Source organism: Allorhizobium sp. GW101-3B10 (genome assembly GCF_059424725.1).
This window is the reverse complement of sequence record NZ_JBWKZR010000002.1, coordinates 38,141-54,203: the sequence shown is the minus strand read 5'-3', so window position 1 is coordinate 54,203 and position 16,063 is coordinate 38,141. Positions and strand designations below refer to the sequence as shown.

Genomic DNA, 16,063 nt, shown 5'->3' with positions numbered 1-16,063 from the left:
AGACGGTTGTTGCTCGATCGATTCATCAAGCAGATTCAATTCGATGCTGAATGTGATGAAAATGTCGTGGATGAGAAAATAGAGATATGCCCGGCCTGCTGACGCTCAGAGATTTCAAGGGACCGGTGATTGCCGTCGAATGCAAGCCGTGCGGGCAACGGGGCGAGCTTGATCGCAAGGCGCTGGTGAAACAGTTTGGCGCCAGCATGCGTTTTGTAGATCTGCGCCGGCGCATGGCGATGGGTTGCGACAAGATGCACTGCTCTGACGGGCAGGATAGATGCGGGACGGGATTTCCCTGTTTGCTGGAGGCGGCAGTGGTTTTTGAGCTGCAAAAGCCCACGTGATCGCTGGAGCGTTCAAAGCTTGATTGCGTTCCGAAATGGCCGGAAACTTCGCCTTGAGCCGCATTGGATAGGAGGACGGGTAGTGTGTAATCTCTATAATGTGACGACCACGCGTGACGCGGTTCTGCAATTTACAAAGGCGTTCCGGGATCGAGCCGGCTGGAATGAAGCCTCGTTCGATGTTTATCCAGGCTATCAGGCGCCGATTGTCCGCGTCGCCGAGGACGGACAGCGCGAGATTGCCCGGGCGACCTGGGGAATGCCGTCGCCGCCGGCCTATGTGAAAAACTACGATCCCGGCGTCACCAATATTCGCAATGTGAGTTCGCCGCACTGGCGGCGCTGGCTCGGCCCAACCAGCCGCTGCGTCGTGCCATTCACCTCCTTTGCCGAACCTGACCCAGCCAGCAAGATTGAGGGCGGGCGTGTGCCGAACGCCTGGTTTGCCGGCAACGAAGATCGGCCGCTGATGTTCTTCGCGGGCTTCTGGACCCCATGGAAGGGTGTGCGGAAGGTCAGGGATGGGGAGCAGGAACACGAACTGTTCGGGTTTCTGACAACCTCTCCGAACGAGATCGTCTCGCCGATTCATCAAAAGGCCATGCCCGCCATCCTGACCACGCCTGAAGAAGTCGAGACCTGGCTAACAGCACCGTGGGATGAAGCCCGCCACCTACAGCGTCCGCTCCCGGGCAATATGCTGGTGATCGTGCCGCCACAGGCCAAACCGAAGCCGGACGAGGAAGGTCTGTTGCTTTGATCACCAGCACTCAGCGCGACCAGAGCAGTCAGATGCCTGTACACCAAATGCCGGCTTATCGTGTGGGAACTGACGTCATGGGGAGCGTGCAACCCGTGCGCAAAATCATCCATGTCGATATGGATGCCTTTTATGCCTCGGTCGAGCAACGTGACAATCCGGAGCTGCGTGGCCTGCCACTGGCCGTCGGTGGATCCGCGGCACGTGGCGTTGTGGCGGCCGCGAGTTACGAGGCCCGTGTCTTCGGCGTGCATTCGGCCATGCCATCGATCACCGCCAAGCGCAAATGCCCGGATTTGATTTTTGTGCCGCCGCGCTTCGACGTCTATCGGCAGGTCTCGCAGCAGATCCGCGAGATTTTTGCCGAATACACGCCGTTGATCGAGCCACTGTCGCTGGACGAAGCCTATCTCGACGTCACCGAAAACCTGAAGGGCATGGAGATCGCCACCGAGATTGCGCTTGAGATCCGTGCGAAAATCAAGGCGGTCACGGGCCTCAATGCGTCGGCTGGCATCTCCTACAACAAGTTCCTGGCCAAAATGGCGAGCGATCTGAACAAGCCGAATGGCCAGGCGGTCATTACGCCAAAGAACGGCCCGGGTTTTGTCGAGGCCCTCCCCGTCAAGAAATTCCATGGCGTGGGGCCGGCCACGGCCGAGCGAATGAAACGGCATGGCATAGAGACCGGGCTTGATCTTAAGTCGAAGTCGCTAGCGTTCCTTCAGCAGAACTTCGGGAAGTCCGGTCCTTATTTCTACGGCATTGCCCGTGGGATCGATGAACGCCGGGTGAGACCCGATCGCATTCGAAAGTCTGTTGGCGCCGAGGACACGTTCGTTGAGGACATCGACGATCTCGATCTGGCCAAAGCCGAGTTGCGGCCGTTGGCCGAGAAGGTCTGGCGCTATTGCGAGGCGCACGACATCACGGGAAAGACAATCACCGTCAAAATCAAATATTCGGATTTCAGTCAGGCGACCCGCAGCAGAACCGTGTCGGGATCAGTGTCAGACATCGACATGGTCCTGGAGAATGCAGAGACCCTGCTCGCCTCGGTGTTTCCGTTCAAACGTCCGGTGCGGCTCTTAGGGGTCACCCTTTCGTCGCTCAACATCGAAGAGAGCGGGCAAGAACCGCAGCTCGATCTGGGACTTTGATGCAGCCGGGCCCGAAAACGAAAAAGCCTGCCGCGGGAGGAGGTGCGGCAGGCTTTCCGAAAAGAACCGAACAACGGCTGGGAGGAGGAGTGCCGCTGTTCCGACAGACGTCCCTTGGGAGGAGGAGTGAGCCGTCTGAAATCGAAGCTCTGCGGGAGGAGGTGCATCGCTTCGATGAAAACCAAGATACCCATTCTCTCCGCACATTAAATAGACTTTGCTGCAGCGCAGCTATGCGGAAAATGCACAGCATCACCCTGACAAAAGGTTTCTCTAGCACAGTGCCTCGCGGCGGCCAGACACAGAAACGCCCGCGTCATCAGCGGGCGTGGTGTCATTCAGGATGGGCAGGAAAAAAGCCGCTTAGCGAGCGACCGACTGGCGAGCAACGCTGTGGATGTTGGCCCGATTGATACCGAGGTCCTGCAGTTCGCGCGAGCTCATGCGGCCAAGTTCGGTAACGGTCTGACGATACTTGCGCCAAGTGTTGAAAGAGCGTGCTACGTTCATGATGATCCCCTTTCGTGAGGTCTCTTGACGCCAGCAACCTTGCTTTGGTTCCAACGTCGCTTCTCTGATTGGAATATAGGCCCTTGGACGCCCGTCGATAAGGCACAAGGCCTCAGGTCGGCCATGCGCTCAAAGCATGGGTCCAATTAGAGATGAGCTGAACGGGCTATCAGGCCCGAAACCGGTCGAAGGCAGTGAGGCGTTTGATTGGAGGATCGGCGTCTGGATAATGGTAGATTTCGGTCCTGAGATAGTGAAGCTCATCGTCGAGGGACTCTTCCCCAACCTCGATCCACCAGGATTTCGGGCGGCCGTCGCTACCGTCAGACCAGCGATAGCCTCGCGCCTTCAGGTGATCCTTCATGTCGAAGGGGCTGTTCTCCGCAAAGATCCGGACACGCGACCTCTGGCTTGCTTCATAGAGCTCGGCGAAAGCGGTGAAAGCCGTTCCGTCCACCTCGCAATCCAGGACCTCCAGAAGTGCGAAGCAATCGTCGACCGCACGATGACCCTCATGAAAATAGCCTGCCTGCCCGATCAGGTATCCGAGCTTGGTGCCTTCATATCCCCGCGACGACCAGTCGATCTCGGAGTTTGAGCAAGCCCAGGCCTTGCCGGAAAACAGGTGAGAAAATGCCTCGCAGAATGGTCGGTCGAAACCAGCATTGTGGGCAATCAGCAGATCGGCAGGCTCAATCAACGCCTGTAACGCCGCCATGTCGATCGACTGCCTGGCGACCATATCGTCGGTAATCCCGGTGAGCCTGGTGATTTCGGGGGGAATGGAAACGCTTGGCTGCTGAAGCCCACCATAAATCCCGGTCACGTCACCAATGTGTCCTGTCGCATCGAAGGTAAAAGCGATCATGCCAATCTCGATAATCTCATCCTTGCGAGCATCGAGGCCCGTGGTCTCTGTGTCGAGAATGATGCCGTTGAGGGGGTATTCCGGACGCCGGAATGGTGCGATCGCGCGCGGCACGAGTTTCGTGAGGATGCGGTAGCGGCCCGTCTCTGACAGATGTCGCACCATATCCTCTTCACTCATGGCGACGGCATGCTGTTCGGGTTTGGTCAATTTGAAAATGTCATGCGGGACCACCCGGTCACGGGCAACCTCTTCCGAAAACATGTCAAACTGTTCTGCCATTCCTGTTGTCAAAGCCCCGCCACCAATCTTCCTACTTCAAAACACGACGCGATCGGCAGATCAACCTTGCTGGTGGGGGTGCGATTTCAGCCAACCTGGGGAGCAATGGCAACAATCACGCTGTTTCACCCAGTGACAGCGACTCGGGCCCAAGGCAGAAGCGTCCAGAACAGAAATGGGCATACCAGCTGTAGCAGGCACTGCGAAAGCCGTTCGCCTCCCGCAAGACCGGTTAAAAGGGCAGCCGCAGGAGCCTCAGCATAGATGGGCTAATCGGCTTCGTGCCCCATTCCATCCGTAGGGAGCCAGGGGCTGCACCGCACTGCCGATGATACAGTTGCCTGTCGGAACAGGCACAACCATCATGCAGAGGAGCGCAGCCATGAAACACTATGCCGGCCTTGATGTCTCGGTCAAAGAAACGAGCGTCTGTATCGTCGATGAAAGCGGGAAACTATGCCGCGAACGGAAGGTGGCATCTCACCCGGAGGACCTTGTCGCGATCCTCAGCGATCCCTCTTTCAGCTTGGAAAGGGTAGGCGTTGAGGCGGGGCCCTTGTCCCAATGGCTGTTTGAAGGACTGGCAAGAGTCGGCTTGCCCATCTTCTGCATCGAGACGCGGCACACCAAAGCTTTCCTGGATGCCCTTCAACAGAACAAGAGCGACAGGAACGATGCACGCGGCATCGCCCACATGATGCGGGTCGGCCTGTTCAAGGACGTGCATGTGAAGACGCTTACCAGCCAGAAGCGCCGCGCATTGCTGACGGCCCGATCGCTGCTGCAGGAAAAGGCGATCGACCTGGAGAACGAGATGCGTGGGCTGCTGCGCAACTTCGGACTGAAGGTTGGCCATGCCTCGGGCGGCACATTCGAGAGAAGAATACTCGAGCTCGTCGAACACGACGTTGAGCTAGCGGAAATCATGGAGCCACTGCTAGCCGGCCGACGCAAGTTGCGAGAAGGCTTGGCCAAGCTGGAGAAGCGGGTTCTATCGGAGGCCAAGCAGGATGAGGTTTGCAGGCGGCTGATGACAGTACCTGGCGTTGGCCCCATCGTCTCGCTCGCTTATGTCTCGACGATCGATATTCCCAGCAGGTTTCGTCATTCCCGCTCGGTCGGAGCGATATTGGGTCTCACTCCAGTGCTCAAACAGTCCGGCGAAATGAGCCGGGTTGGCCATGTCTCTCTACGCGGGGACGCCATGATGCGGCGACTACTCTATGAGGCCGCCCAGTCGATGATGACACGCGTGGTGAAATGGTGCTGGTTGAAGGCATGGGCCATGAACATTGCCAAGCGCCATGGCAGCAAGAAAGCCAAGGTCGCACTGGCCCGCCGCCTCGCCGTTGTCATGCATCGCATGTGGGTGGATGGCACCGAGTTCCGCTGGACAAGGGAGGACACCGTCTCAACGGTCGCGGCATGATGATCGGCTATAGAGGCGAAAGGGACATTCGAATCCAAGGTTCCGTGTAGCAACGGAAAACGTCCTTCGCGGACGATGGTGATGTGAGTTCGCGGCGTCGCTTATACCGATGATCCGTCATCAGGATGCAGCATAGATTGGACCACTTCATCTACTGGAACCCATCATGGGAGGGCTGAGTGCCGATCCCGGAGAGAAGCGCGGGCCGCGGAAAGACGTTGAACGCTGCATCAGCCGGACGCAGATAACACCTGCTCCTGTAGAGCAACGCTTTCGGCTGGAAAGCGCCGACACCGGACATTGCCACTGGCATGTCGTAAATCGCTGATAGCGTCCCCGACGGAGACATTCCGTAGCCAACGAGGACTGAATGAGTGCGACATTCAAGGAGCTAAGCGACCAAATTGGTCAAGTCGGAGAGCTCTATGCTAGAGTGCATGACATCGAGCGCAGCGCGGACTGGTATCTTTTGAAGTTGACAGAGGAGTTGGGCGAACTGACGGCCGAACATCTCCTGATGGCTGGTAGGGCGAAGCCAAATAGCGATGGTTCAGGTGGCACGCGTGAAGCACTAGAAAACGAAGCGGCTGACCTGTTCGGCCAGTTCGTTCTGTATCTGCGGGCGAACGAAATCGATATCGAAGCTGCCATTGAGCGCAAATGGCTCAGGCACCTCGACAAGTATGTCAGTCTCGATGCCGACAAGGTGGCTAGCGGCAACTGACATCTATCCCGCAATGTCGGCAATGGGCCGACTGCGGACGAACCCTTGCTTTCTTGGCTAACGGATAGACGGGATAGAGCTTGACCTCAGCCCGCCGATTAGAGAAGCGCCGGCCGAAGGCCGGGAGGCGGGACCGACAGTCCCCGGCGCGCGGGTCCACAGGAGGGCCACCCTCCCCTCACCTGCTCGGTCGCGCCAAGGATCTGGCAATATCGATTATGTCGTCACGCGCCGCCGTCGGGTCCTCCTTGTTCCAGGCGACCCCGAGCCCGATCCTGAAATCGATCCCCCGCACCTTCTTTAGCACGATGTCGCGGTCCGGAAGCTCGGCCGTCCATTCCGGGGCAAACCCGACACCGAGACCTGCCGACACCAGCGAGATCAGCGCGAAGGTGTCGTCGCAGGTGTAGGCGACATTGCCGGCCAGATCATGCTCCTCGAACTTCTCGGCAAAATACCGCTCGGTATAGGAGAGGTTCTGCCGACGAAAACCGATGATCTTCTGGTTCCGCAGATCAGAGACCGACACCTCATCGAGACCGGCCAGCGGATTGTCACGGGCCACCGCCAGCAGATAGCGCTCATGGGCAATGGAGAAAAAGCGCAGCGATCCGATATTCTCGACGGGGCGGATGAAGCCGAGGTTGATGCGGCCGCATTCCAGCTGGCGCATGATGTCGCTGGTCGAGCCATTGGAGACATGCAGGCGGATGTCGGGATATTTCCGGCCGATGCGTGAGAGAAAGGCCGGCAGCACACCGGTGGTTGCCGGATAGATCGTACCAATCCTGATCTCGCGCACCGTCTTGCCGGCAACAGATCGTGCCATCTCGGCCGAGAGTTCCAGATCGCTCAGCATCCTGACGCAGCGATCGTAGAACACCTCCCCTGCCCTGGTCAGTTCCACCCGCCGGGTCGAGCGCAACAGCAGCTGCACCCCCAGAGACTTCTCCAGCGCCTGCACCTGCGTGCTGAGCGCCGGCTGGGCGATGTTCACCCGCATGGCGGCACGACCGAAGTGCAGCTCCTCTGCGACGGCCACGAAGTAGGAAAGCTGGCGGATTTCCATGGCAGATCCTGGTGATTGTTCACGTCGCCCACATCGCATGCAACCGCGCTGCGGTTTCTGTATGTGCGTTTGTAGAGAATACTCCGTGGATGAATACTCTACAATCAGATTTCCTCGCGCTCATGGAAATTCGCGAGGTCTTTGCAAAGAATCTGCGCCTCACAAGACAGTCGAAAGGACTGTCGCAGGAAGAGCTTGCTCATCTTGCGGATATCGATCGGACATATGTGAGCTCTCTAGAACGCGGCGTGTACAGTCCGACGCTTGACGTAGTGGAGCGCCTGGCGAAGGCTCTCGACACAAATGCGGCTGAGCTCTTGAAGAGTCGGCCATAAGAGGCTGATGCCGAAACCAGAAACGGTAGATTTTCACCGGTATCGATAAGCAGCGCCGCGAACGCCATTTCCTCGATGACCGCTCCCTGGCCTGAACGCGAATGTCTCGGCCTCGCGATCCAGCGTTGCAGAATGTAAAATCCCGAAAACTAGCTGCAACGCAATCTGGCCCTAGCCCACGGACAGCATATTGGATGAGGCGTGCTGGCCACGCGCTTTTGAAGCAGATGGGTTTCCACGAACAGGCTAGCTATGCCATCCAGGGTACGCCGGAAATAGTCGCCTTGATGAGGGTACCAGCGTCAGTGTTCCGTAAGGCGCTGATTTTGATGCTTTTTCGGGGGAGCGCCCGGATCACTGCAGAATTGGAGAAACCGCGTGTTGGCAGCGGGCTTTGACAAGAAGTACAGAGCGTGTTTTTCTGTCCTTGGTCCTAGGACAAAGGACGTCAATTGGAACGTGCGATGAAAAGCCAGGACATCGTCATACTGCTCAAGCTCATCAGCCTCCAAGAGCAGGAAAAAGAGCAAGGGGGCGAACACTTGCGGCCAGCGGCGCAGGGCGATGACCCATACTCCGTCCGGAATCTGGAGGCATCTCTCGGCATAAGCAAGACCGAGGTCAATGAGTCGATCAAGAGGAGCCTAGCGTCCGGCATTGCCAGCAAAGATCGCGAACTTGGCCGACCCAAGCCGAGCCGACGGAATCTCTTCAATTTTATCGTCCATGGCTTGAAATTCACCTTTCCGGCAAAGCCCGGAGCAATGCAGCGAGGCATGCCGACTGCGTTTGCTGCTCCCATGCTTGAAGGCCTTCTAATGAGTGCCGGCAACTACATTTACGTGTGGCCGCATGCCAGCAGCCATGAAATGGGCCAGTCCGTCGATCCGTTGTTCAAAAGCGTACCGGAAGCTGCCCAAAAAGACGTCCGCCTCTACGAATATCTGGCACTCTGCGACGCGATCCGTCTCGGAAACCAAAGGGAAGTGGGTTTGGCAAGTGAGCGCCTCTCAACACGGATACTCGGCAAATGACCACTGTCCGCGGCCAACTGCTCGAAATGTTGAAAGTCGTCGCAACGGCGCTCGAACAGGATTTACGTGGTCGCCTTGTATTCGTCGGGGGCTGCACAACGGCGCTCTTCATCACAGACCCGGTTACTCTCGAAGATGTCAGGGCTACCGACGATATCGACCTTATTGTCGATCTTGCAGGGCTTGCCGAATGGGGCCAGTTATTAGAACAGCTGCGAGAAAGGGGATTCAAAGAGTCCTCAGATGACGATGTCATCTGCCGAATGCGACTCGGCCCGCTCAAAGTCGATTTCATGCCGGATGATGAAGCGATCCTTGGCTTTAGCAATCGCTGGTACGCAAGAGGTATCGAAACCGCTGAGGTTCACCAACTGACTGAAAGTCTCACCATCCGGCTCCTTACGCCCGCCCTCTTTATAGCCACGAAGCTAGAAGCATTCGCCGGCAGGGGCAGTGATGACCTTTATTCCAGCAGAGATGCTGAGGACATACTTCTCGTCGTTGATGGGAGAGAGGAACTTGATCACGAATTGGCGAATGCCGATCCCGACGTCAAGACATACATCGCTGAACAATTCCAGGCGCTACTCAAGCATCGCGACTTTGACGATTTCCTCGAGGGAAATTTGCGTGGGCAGCCCGGCCGCGCAGCCATCGTGCGCGAGCGCTATGTTGCCATCAGCCACTGCGCAGACGGTGGCACCCATGCGCATTGAAGCAAACTGGTATAGCCGGCAAGGCACCAGAACCGCAGACAATCGGGACCATGCGGGCCTTGGCATCAATACCTGCGGCGTGATGGGCATCGTAGTCGATGGCTCTACCGCGGGCGAGAACAGTGGAGAATATGCCGAAGCGATCGTGCGGGAAGTGATCGACTGGTTTAACGGTCTGCGAGGAACACTTGATGTCGATGCTTTTTCGAAACAGCTGCGCGGAATCCATCTTGATTTGCGCGCGCGTTATCCCAAAAGCTCTGCCAGTTTCGCTATTGTGCATGCCGACCCAAGAACACTAATGACAGTTATCCATGCCGGCGACTGTCTTTTCGGCCAGATTGAACGAGGCGACAGAATTCATTGGCGGACTCAACCCCACACGCTTGCCAATGCCCTTACTGACGTTGCCCTTGACGAATTATCGAAGATGCCGGCCAGACATCTCCTCACCAAGAGCTTCCGTTCCCGGGAATATATGACACCCGAAATCCTGGAAACTGACAGCTTACCTGGCGTCTATTTAGTCTCCACGGATGGCTTTTGGGCCGAACTTTCAGCACACGAGCAACTTGCCGTGATCGATGGCCGGAAAGTCGAGGTGAATGGAGAGCATGACGACTGCAGCGTTCTAGAGCTCACAATCACGGATAATACCGACCCGCAGATTATAACTCACATGGGCGGGGCTTCCCCCAATTTTTACAGTGCCCACATATAGCGGCCGCGAGATTTTCATCATCTCGCAACCTCCGATGCCAAAGGGGCAGAGGGCTATTGTCGAACCTTTACAACGTTGCGAGTTTTCACCAGCACTTGAAAGTGCGCTGCCACGCTGAGCATCGTTGCCTTGAGGGGATCCGACCAACAGCGCCGTTACCGAAAGAACTCGAGTACGGAAAAGTCCCTTAAGCGAGCCAATTACTTGGCCAAGCTCGAATGACCGATCTGGGCCGACAGCAGACTTCAGCCGTTTGTTCGTCCCGAATAATTCAACGGCAAAAGCTCATTGATGCAACTCTGCCGGTGACCGTTGACGATGGCGGTGAGCGTCGCGGTCAAATAGGCCAGCGGATCGACGGCATTGAGCTTGCAGGTCTCGATCAGCGAGGCGATTGTCGCCCAGTTCTCTGCTCCGGCATCGTGCCCCGCAAAGAGTGCGTTCTTCCGGTTCAGGGCAATCGGCCGGATGGTTCGCTCGACGCTGTTGTTGTCGATCTCGATACGACCGTCGGTCAGGAAGAGCTTCAGACCATCCCAGTATTTGGCGATGTAGGCCAATGCCTCGCCGAGCGGCGACTTCATTGCGACGCGGGCGCGGTGATGGACCAGCCAAGTCTGCAGCTCTGCCACACGCGGTGCTGATCGTTCCTGCCGTCCGGCGAGACGAGCCTCCGGACCAAGGCCCCGAAGTTCGGCTTCGATGAGGTACAGTTCGCCGATCCGCTTGACGCCATCCTCGGCGATGGGTGCGGAGCCGTTGCGGCTGACCTCCACCAGCTTGCGCCGCGCGTGGGCCCAACAATAGGCAAGCCTAATGTCTGGGCCAATTCGCTCTGGCGCGATCAGCCTGTTGTATCCGGCATAGCCATCCACCTGCAGAATGCCGGAGAAGCCCTGCAATATCCGCTCTGCATGAATGCCCCCGCGACCAGGCGCGTAGGTGAAGGCGACACTGGGCGGAGCGCCGCCGCCCCAAGGGCGGTCATCTCTCGCAAGTGCCCAGAAGTATCCGGTCTTGGTCTTGCGCGATCCGGGATCGAGAACTGGGGCATGGGTCTCGTCCATGAAGAGCTTGGTTGAGCGCTTCAGGTCGGCGATTAGCGCATCGAATACAAGACGCAACTCGAACGCTGCCCGGCCGACCCAGTCGGCGAGCGTGGAGCGGTCGAGATCAATGCCCTGGCGGCTCATGATCTGGGCCTGCCGATAAAGGGGAAGATGATCGGCATATTTGGAAACCAACACATGCGCGACTGTCGCTTCGGTCGGCAGTCCTGCGTGGATCAGGCGAGAGGGAGCCGGGGCCTGAACGACACCGTCTGTGCAGGCACGGCACGCATACTTGGGGCGACGTGTGACAATGACGCGGAACTGTGCCGGGACCACATCCAGCCGCTCGGAGACATCCTCGCCAATGCAATGCAGGCAACCTCCGCAGGCGCAGACCAGGCTTTCCGGCTCGATGACCTCTTCGACACGAGGAAGATGCTTTGGGAGGGAGCCGCGATTGATCGCGCGGGGCTTGGTGATCCTGTTCCCGGCAGGAACGTCCGCCTCATCCTCGGCGTGGATCACGGCTATGGCCGTCTCCAGGTCTTCCAGTGCCAAATCAAATTGGTCGGGATCGGTCTTCTCGGATTTGCGTCCGAAGGCTGCCTGCTTGAACGCTGCGACCAGCTTCTCAAGCCGTTCGATCCGCTCATCCTTGCGGGCGATATGCTCGTCCTTACTGGCTATCGCGACGTCCTTGGCCGCCTCGCGGGCCTGCGCCGCGATCAGCATCGCCTTCAGGGCAGCAACATCATCGGGAAGATCGGCGGCATCAAGCATGGCTGGAAGCTACCAAATCCGGAACCGATTTGCCTTTGGAGTTTGCTGCTGAGTCATCGTGCCGCAGCTATTCGACGGCCTCTGGCGTTCTCGTTTGGACGGCATGAACCCGCCGCCAATCGAGGCCTGCGAACAGCGCTTCGAACTGGGCGTGGGTGAGCGTCATCAGGCCATCCTCTATGCCGGGCCACGTGAATGTGTGCTCTTCCAGCCTTTTGTAGGCCATGACGATCCCGGAGCCATCCCAATAGATCAGCTTCAATCGGTCCGCCTTGCGTGACCGGAACACGAAGACCGTTCCGGTGAACGGGTCCTTGTGCAGTTCGTTCTTCACCAAAGCCGCCAACCCGTCATGACCCTTGCGGAAATCCACGGGTTTGGTCGCGACCATGATCCTCACGCGGTTCGACGGAAAGATCATGTCGCCGCAGCCATGGCGCGGGCGATGGAAGCGATCCGGGCAGCAGACGCCCCTTCCTCCAGACGGATTGTCACCGGACCGACGATAATCTCGGTGCGCGTGGCGGCCTTGACCGTCAGCAGCTCAGGCGACGGCGGCTCGACAACCATGGCCGCGAACTCGACCGCGTCTTCTGGCTCTGGCAACACCAGCTTGCCCTGCCGCGCCATCGTCCGCCATGTGGAAAGGCTGTTGGCTCGCAATCCATAGCGCTGCGCAACTTCATTGACTGTCGTGCCAGGCCTCAAGCTTTCCGAAACAATCTTCGCCTTGACCTCGTCCGGCCAATGTCGGTGAACCTCACGTCCAGGCTTCCTGGTTGTGAGAAACTCTAATGTAGTCTCCATGGAGAAACTCCCGTTCTTCATCCATGGAAAGGCGATCACAGATCAGACGGCGGCTGCCAATGTGGTGGCAGAACACCGGTTACCCTTAACAGTCGGATCAAATCGATGATCGCGGTTCACGAGCAGATCTATAAACATGACGCATATGCGCAGATCGATGCGGCAGACCTGACCCGAGCTGTCGTCTGCAGCGCGGTTTCGGTCCATGATGCAAAACTTCGTGTCGAATTCGATCTGCAATCAACGCCAGTCTCCGCTGACAAGGCGACAGCGCTTGCCTTGCTGGTGAACGAAGTTGTGACGAATGCCATCAAGTATGCTTACCCTAACGGTGTTGAGGGTAGCTTGTTGGTCTCGCTGACGGCGAAAGACGAGCTGGGCAAAAATCTCCTGACCATCAGCGATGAGGGTGTAGGCTTCGACGTCAGTGCGGTTACGCCGGGAACCGGCATGCGGCTTGTCGATGGGTCGGTTCGCCAATTGGATGGCACCTACGAATTCCAATCTCAAGCAGGAACGCAATTCTCAGCGACCGTGATACTGGCTTGAGAAACCGCTGCTGAAAGCGGCTATTTGTCGGCTCGTCCTTTTTTGTAACCAGCGGTCAAGCCGGCTTCTTGACGCGCTCGTCAGCCAGTCTCTGAAACCCGACGCGGTCTCTCCCCGCATCCTTTGCCTGGTAGAGCGCCAGATCGGCCCGTGCCACGAGCTCGGCTGGGTTACCCACTCTTGAATCCGGTGTGAAGACGGTGGCTCCCAGGCTGGCTGTGACAATCCCATACTCGCTGCCTTCGTGCAGCATCTCGAGGTCCCTAATCGAAGTTCTGATGTTCTCGGCGATGGCGATCGCCATGTCGCCGTCGGTCTCGGGCAGGATAACTGCAAACTCCTCGCCGCCGAAACGCGCTGTGATGTCGCCAGACCGGCGGGTCGCGCTCGCGATAGCCCCCGCAACTGATTTCAGGCAGCCGTCACCGGCGAGATGGCCATAGCGGTCGTTGAAAGCTTTGAACCTGTCGACATCTATGAGCAACACCGACAAAGGCCGACCGGTCTGCTTGGCTGCCTCGAACTCCCGCTGCAGACCTTCATCAAAAGACCGGCGATTGGCCAGTCCGGTCAGTGCATCCGTTTCAGCCAGGCCTTTCATCCGCTCTGCAAAACTCTTGAGTGAGAGCTCCGACTCCTTCATCGCAGTGATGTCGGACACCAGCGCCAGAACGTGTTGATCCTCGGTCACCCGGGTCCTCAAAGCCAGCCAGCGTCCGTCGGCCATTGGGATGACTTCATTCTTGTCGACGAAGAGAGCTTTGGCGGCCGCCTGAATGCTGTCTTCATCCAGATCTATCGGAAGATCCTGACGCTCCCCATTCCGCACAATCGCCCTGAGGATGTCGCTGATGTGTGCCCCTTCTTTCCGAGTATAGGCGGACTTCGGGAAAAGCGACTGGTACTGCTCGTTGCAGAACACGATTTTTCCATCCTGCCCGAACATAGCGAGCCCATCAGACATTTCGGTCATCGCCTGCGCCATGATGTTTCTGCTGGAACGCAGTTCCTGCTCAAGGAGCTTCTTCTCGGTAATATCGACCGTCACCCCGGCCAGACCAACCATATCGCCTTGGCGGTTTCTCAAGGGCACTTTCGATGTCGAATACCACCGCGGCGGCTTTCCCTCTTCTACGAGGAACTCCTCGAAGCGGTCTAGCGCCTGCCCGGTTCGCATAACGTCGACCTCGGCTCTCACCAGCTGCTCGGCTCGCTCCCTCGGCGCGAGATCGTAGTCCGTCAGACCTACCATCTCCGACGACCTCGCGCGTCCATTGTGACGTGCAACGTTCAAGTTCGCGACGACGAAACGATGTTGAAGGTCCTTGACGTAGTGGTAGTCTGGAGCCTGTGTCAGAGCCGCATACAGGATATCGCGCTCCAGCGTGAACCGACGGAAATAGGCAAGAAAGAAGCCAATGGCGGCCGTCGTTGCAAAGTTCAGAACGGCGATCGGCACGCCCACCTGATCGACGGCGCGCTGGAAGTCAGCTTGGGGAAGGAGCGCAAGGACCGCGATCGAAAGACAGCCCGCAAGCGCCGCGGCGCTCAGGATCGAGGGCGGATGGCTCAACGGCTTTCTGCCGGCGAAGAACCACAGCGTGCTTCCAAGGGCGAAGACAAGGGCGATTGCGGTCAAACCGGGCGCCACCCCTGCCCCGCCGAGATAAAAGCGGAAGCAGGCCGCCATGACAGCGGTGATCAATGCGGCACCCGGTCCGCCGAATACAGCAGCAGACACGATGATCGCAAGGCGGAGATCAAAAATGACGCCCACACCGAAGCGGACTGAGAGCAGCATCGAGGCGATCGCCGCCAGTCCCATGGAGACCCCAAGGCCGGTACAGCGCAGCTTCGGCGGCAACTGGTAAAAGCGATAGGAGAGGTGTGTCCAGATCGAAACGATCAGTGCGACCGCGGCAAGATTGCCAGCCAGTACTTTCCAGACATGATCCATTCTCAAGCACCGCCACGCTACGCCCCAAACACTCAACCGGAAGAGACGACGCTGCGCTTTCGACCGCCCAGATGGACGCGCGGTGACATGCCAGAACCGTCATTACAGTTCGCTCTCACTATGTGCCCGAAAGCTAAAGCAGCGGTTTATATCCAGCGATTTTTGACTAAAGTCTCATCTCATTGAGACATCGCGTTCGCCGGGATGTCCAAGACCACATCACAGGAAGCAGCTTGCTGCTCAACCGCCGAGCGGCTAGGGTCAATCTCCCACCATCAACGAGGCAAATATGGCGACTGGAACAGTGAAATTCTTTGCTCAGGACAAGGGCTTCGGCTTCATCACCCCAGATGACGGCGGTCAGGACGTCTTTGTGCACATCTCCGCGGTCGGCTTCGGCGACGCGCTGAAGGATGGCCAAAAGGTCCGCTACGAAGTGGGCCAGGACCGCAAGACGGGCAAGTCCAAGGCTGAAAACGTCTCGGTGATCTGAGGCGCTCGTATGTAGATACTCGTGCGCGGCGGATAGTCCCAAAGGCTACCGCCGTGCATGTCGATTGAGTTTGTCAGCAAGACAAACATTCAGAATACTATCCACGAAACCCCGTCCACCAGCGATTTCTAACTTTGCACGGAAGCTAAAGTAGCCAACCGACGGGTCGGTCACGTTCTCAGGGAAATCTTTGCCCCGTCAGCATTGCCACAAGCTGGTACCTGTTCCGGATGCCACTCTGATAGAGATTTATCAGAACCTTGGCACTCTCTTGCGCCGGAAGCGAGGTTTGCGAAACGCCGCGCAGTTCACATACACGCGCAAAGGCATTCTGAAGCAGTGCCAGATCTTCAGGTGTCAGAACTGTATTCAGTTTCTTGGCAACGTCGTGGATCATGAGCAAGAATTAGGCGCTCGCGCGCGCTGATCAAGTCGTTTGTTTTTGGTGAATGCTGGCAGGGCTTGCATCA

The 16,063-nt window shown here is 57.8% G+C and carries 18 protein-coding genes; 11 read left to right on the top strand and 7 right to left on the bottom strand.

Annotation, left to right across the window (positions count from 1 at the left end):
• Positions 1 to 86: 86 nt before the first annotated feature.
• The 3 genes from AC07Y0_RS24515 (at position 87) to dinB (ending at position 2,267) form a co-directional block, all read left to right on the top strand.
• On the top strand, positions 87 to 347 hold the full coding sequence (locus AC07Y0_RS24515; RefSeq protein ID WP_498680382.1) for a hypothetical protein: 261 nt from the start codon (positions 87 to 89) through the stop codon (positions 345 to 347).
• Between the two features lie 82 nt (positions 348 to 429).
• Positions 430 to 1,107 carry an SOS response-associated peptidase gene (locus AC07Y0_RS24510; protein WP_498680381.1) on the top strand — a complete coding sequence of 226 codons (678 nt, stop codon included), beginning with the start codon at positions 430 to 432 and terminating at the stop codon, positions 1,105 to 1,107.
• A 77-nt stretch (positions 1,108 to 1,184) separates the two neighbouring features.
• Positions 1,185 to 2,267 (top strand): DNA polymerase IV, encoded by a 1,083-nt coding sequence (gene dinB, locus AC07Y0_RS24505; protein ID WP_498680540.1) that lies wholly within the window; start codon positions 1,185 to 1,187, stop codon positions 2,265 to 2,267.
• Positions 2,268 to 2,630: 363 nt separating this feature from the next.
• Here the strand turns inward: dinB and AC07Y0_RS24500 are convergent, their stop codons facing one another.
• Positions 2,631 to 2,777 carry a DUF1127 domain-containing protein gene (locus tag AC07Y0_RS24500; protein WP_498680380.1) on the bottom strand — a complete coding sequence of 49 codons (147 nt, stop codon included), beginning with the start codon at positions 2,775 to 2,777 and terminating at the stop codon, positions 2,631 to 2,633.
• A gap of 169 nt (positions 2,778 to 2,946) precedes the next feature.
• Positions 2,947 to 3,927: a 3'-5' exonuclease gene (locus AC07Y0_RS24495; protein ID WP_498680379.1), complete on the bottom strand. Its 981-nt coding sequence runs from the start codon at positions 3,925 to 3,927 to the stop codon at positions 2,947 to 2,949.
• Between the two features lie 382 nt (positions 3,928 to 4,309).
• Here AC07Y0_RS24495 and AC07Y0_RS24490 point away from each other — a divergent pair, with 382 nt between their 5' ends.
• Both AC07Y0_RS24490 and AC07Y0_RS24485 read left to right on the top strand, forming a co-directional pair.
• Positions 4,310 to 5,356, top strand: coding sequence for an IS110 family RNA-guided transposase (locus AC07Y0_RS24490; RefSeq protein ID WP_498680378.1), 1,047 nt, complete (start codon positions 4,310 to 4,312; stop codon positions 5,354 to 5,356).
• A 370-nt stretch (positions 5,357 to 5,726) separates the two neighbouring features.
• Complete coding sequence (locus AC07Y0_RS24485; RefSeq protein ID WP_498680377.1) at positions 5,727 to 6,080, top strand: phosphoribosyl-ATP pyrophosphohydrolase; 354 nt, start codon at positions 5,727 to 5,729, stop codon at positions 6,078 to 6,080.
• Positions 6,081 to 6,258: 178 nt separating this feature from the next.
• Here AC07Y0_RS24485 and AC07Y0_RS24480 read toward each other — a convergent pair whose 3' ends face one another.
• Complete coding sequence (locus AC07Y0_RS24480; RefSeq protein ID WP_498680376.1) at positions 6,259 to 7,149, bottom strand: LysR family transcriptional regulator; 891 nt, start codon at positions 7,147 to 7,149, stop codon at positions 6,259 to 6,261.
• 122 nt (positions 7,150 to 7,271) lie between these two features.
• On the opposite strand from AC07Y0_RS24480, the gene AC07Y0_RS24475 reads away from it, so the two are divergent.
• From AC07Y0_RS24475 to AC07Y0_RS24460, 4 genes are all read left to right on the top strand, one after another.
• Positions 7,272 to 7,484 (top strand): helix-turn-helix domain-containing protein, encoded by a 213-nt coding sequence (locus tag AC07Y0_RS24475; RefSeq protein WP_498680539.1) that lies wholly within the window; start codon positions 7,272 to 7,274, stop codon positions 7,482 to 7,484.
• 464 nt (positions 7,485 to 7,948) lie between these two features.
• Complete coding sequence (locus AC07Y0_RS24470; protein WP_498680375.1) at positions 7,949 to 8,518, top strand: hypothetical protein; 570 nt, start codon at positions 7,949 to 7,951, stop codon at positions 8,516 to 8,518.
• Entirely contained in the window at positions 8,515 to 9,234 is a 720-nt protein-coding gene (locus AC07Y0_RS24465; protein ID WP_498680374.1) for a hypothetical protein, read from the top strand. Before AC07Y0_RS24470 ends, AC07Y0_RS24465 begins: the two co-directional genes overlap by 4 nt.
• Complete coding sequence (locus AC07Y0_RS24460; RefSeq protein WP_498680373.1) at positions 9,224 to 9,955, top strand: hypothetical protein; 732 nt, start codon at positions 9,224 to 9,226, stop codon at positions 9,953 to 9,955. Before AC07Y0_RS24465 ends, AC07Y0_RS24460 begins: the two co-directional genes overlap by 11 nt.
• Positions 9,956 to 10,200: 245 nt before the next feature.
• On the opposite strand, the gene tnpC is transcribed toward AC07Y0_RS24460, so the two are convergent.
• From tnpC to tnpA, 3 genes are all read right to left on the bottom strand, one after another.
• Entirely contained in the window at positions 10,201 to 11,787 is a 1,587-nt protein-coding gene (gene tnpC / locus AC07Y0_RS24455; protein WP_498680372.1) for an IS66 family transposase, read from the bottom strand.
• 67 nt (positions 11,788 to 11,854) lie between these two features.
• Complete coding sequence (gene tnpB, locus AC07Y0_RS24450; RefSeq protein ID WP_498680371.1) at positions 11,855 to 12,208, bottom strand: IS66 family insertion sequence element accessory protein TnpB; 354 nt, start codon at positions 12,206 to 12,208, stop codon at positions 11,855 to 11,857.
• Positions 12,205 to 12,594 (bottom strand): IS66-like element accessory protein TnpA, encoded by a 390-nt coding sequence (gene tnpA, locus AC07Y0_RS24445; protein WP_498680370.1) that lies wholly within the window; start codon positions 12,592 to 12,594, stop codon positions 12,205 to 12,207. The genes tnpB and tnpA overlap by 4 nt, the downstream gene beginning before the upstream one ends.
• Before the next feature lie 105 nt (positions 12,595 to 12,699).
• On the opposite strand from tnpA, the gene AC07Y0_RS24440 reads away from it, so the two are divergent.
• Positions 12,700 to 13,143, top strand: a complete 444-nt coding sequence (locus tag AC07Y0_RS24440; protein ID WP_498680369.1) for a sensor histidine kinase — start codon at positions 12,700 to 12,702, stop codon at positions 13,141 to 13,143.
• A 55-nt stretch (positions 13,144 to 13,198) separates the two neighbouring features.
• Here AC07Y0_RS24440 and AC07Y0_RS24435 read toward each other — a convergent pair whose 3' ends face one another.
• On the bottom strand, positions 13,199 to 15,100 hold the full coding sequence (locus tag AC07Y0_RS24435) for a diguanylate cyclase (protein ID WP_498680368.1): 1,902 nt from the start codon (positions 15,098 to 15,100) through the stop codon (positions 13,199 to 13,201).
• Positions 15,101 to 15,389: 289 nt separating this feature from the next.
• On the opposite strand from AC07Y0_RS24435, the gene AC07Y0_RS24430 reads away from it, so the two are divergent.
• Positions 15,390 to 15,593: a cold-shock protein gene (locus AC07Y0_RS24430; protein ID WP_434730487.1), complete on the top strand. Its 204-nt coding sequence runs from the start codon at positions 15,390 to 15,392 to the stop codon at positions 15,591 to 15,593.
• Positions 15,594 to 16,063 lie beyond the last annotated feature (470 nt).

Excerpts from the sequence above, each read along its gene's own strand:
- AC07Y0_RS24515 (WP_498680382.1), top strand. The coding sequence starts at position 87 with ATGCCCGGCCTGCTGACGCTCAGAGATTTCAAGGGACCGGTGATTGCC.
- dinB (WP_498680540.1), top strand. The coding sequence starts at position 1,185 with ATGGGGAGCGTGCAACCCGTGCGCAAAATCATCCATGTCGATATGGAT.
- AC07Y0_RS24500 (WP_498680380.1), bottom strand. The coding sequence starts at position 2,777 with ATGAACGTAGCACGCTCTTTCAACACTTGGCGCAAGTATCGTCAGACC.
- AC07Y0_RS24495 (WP_498680379.1), bottom strand. The coding sequence starts at position 3,927 with ATGGCAGAACAGTTTGACATGTTTTCGGAAGAGGTTGCCCGTGACCGG.
- AC07Y0_RS24490 (WP_498680378.1), top strand. The coding sequence starts at position 4,310 with ATGAAACACTATGCCGGCCTTGATGTCTCGGTCAAAGAAACGAGCGTC.
- AC07Y0_RS24485 (WP_498680377.1), top strand. The coding sequence starts at position 5,727 with ATGAGTGCGACATTCAAGGAGCTAAGCGACCAAATTGGTCAAGTCGGA.
- AC07Y0_RS24480 (WP_498680376.1), bottom strand. The coding sequence starts at position 7,149 with ATGGAAATCCGCCAGCTTTCCTACTTCGTGGCCGTCGCAGAGGAGCTG.
- AC07Y0_RS24475 (WP_498680539.1), top strand. The coding sequence starts at position 7,272 with ATGGAAATTCGCGAGGTCTTTGCAAAGAATCTGCGCCTCACAAGACAG.
- AC07Y0_RS24470 (WP_498680375.1), top strand. The coding sequence starts at position 7,949 with ATGAAAAGCCAGGACATCGTCATACTGCTCAAGCTCATCAGCCTCCAA.
- AC07Y0_RS24465 (WP_498680374.1), top strand. The coding sequence starts at position 8,515 with ATGACCACTGTCCGCGGCCAACTGCTCGAAATGTTGAAAGTCGTCGCA.
- AC07Y0_RS24460 (WP_498680373.1), top strand. The coding sequence starts at position 9,224 with ATGCGCATTGAAGCAAACTGGTATAGCCGGCAAGGCACCAGAACCGCA.
- tnpC (WP_498680372.1), bottom strand. The coding sequence starts at position 11,787 with ATGCTTGATGCCGCCGATCTTCCCGATGATGTTGCTGCCCTGAAGGCG.
- tnpB (WP_498680371.1), bottom strand. The coding sequence starts at position 12,208 with ATGATCTTTCCGTCGAACCGCGTGAGGATCATGGTCGCGACCAAACCC.
- tnpA (WP_498680370.1), bottom strand. The coding sequence starts at position 12,594 with ATGGAGACTACATTAGAGTTTCTCACAACCAGGAAGCCTGGACGTGAG.
- AC07Y0_RS24440 (WP_498680369.1), top strand. The coding sequence starts at position 12,700 with ATGATCGCGGTTCACGAGCAGATCTATAAACATGACGCATATGCGCAG.
- AC07Y0_RS24435 (WP_498680368.1), bottom strand. The coding sequence starts at position 15,100 with ATGGATCATGTCTGGAAAGTACTGGCTGGCAATCTTGCCGCGGTCGCA.
- AC07Y0_RS24430 (WP_434730487.1), top strand. The coding sequence starts at position 15,390 with ATGGCGACTGGAACAGTGAAATTCTTTGCTCAGGACAAGGGCTTCGGC.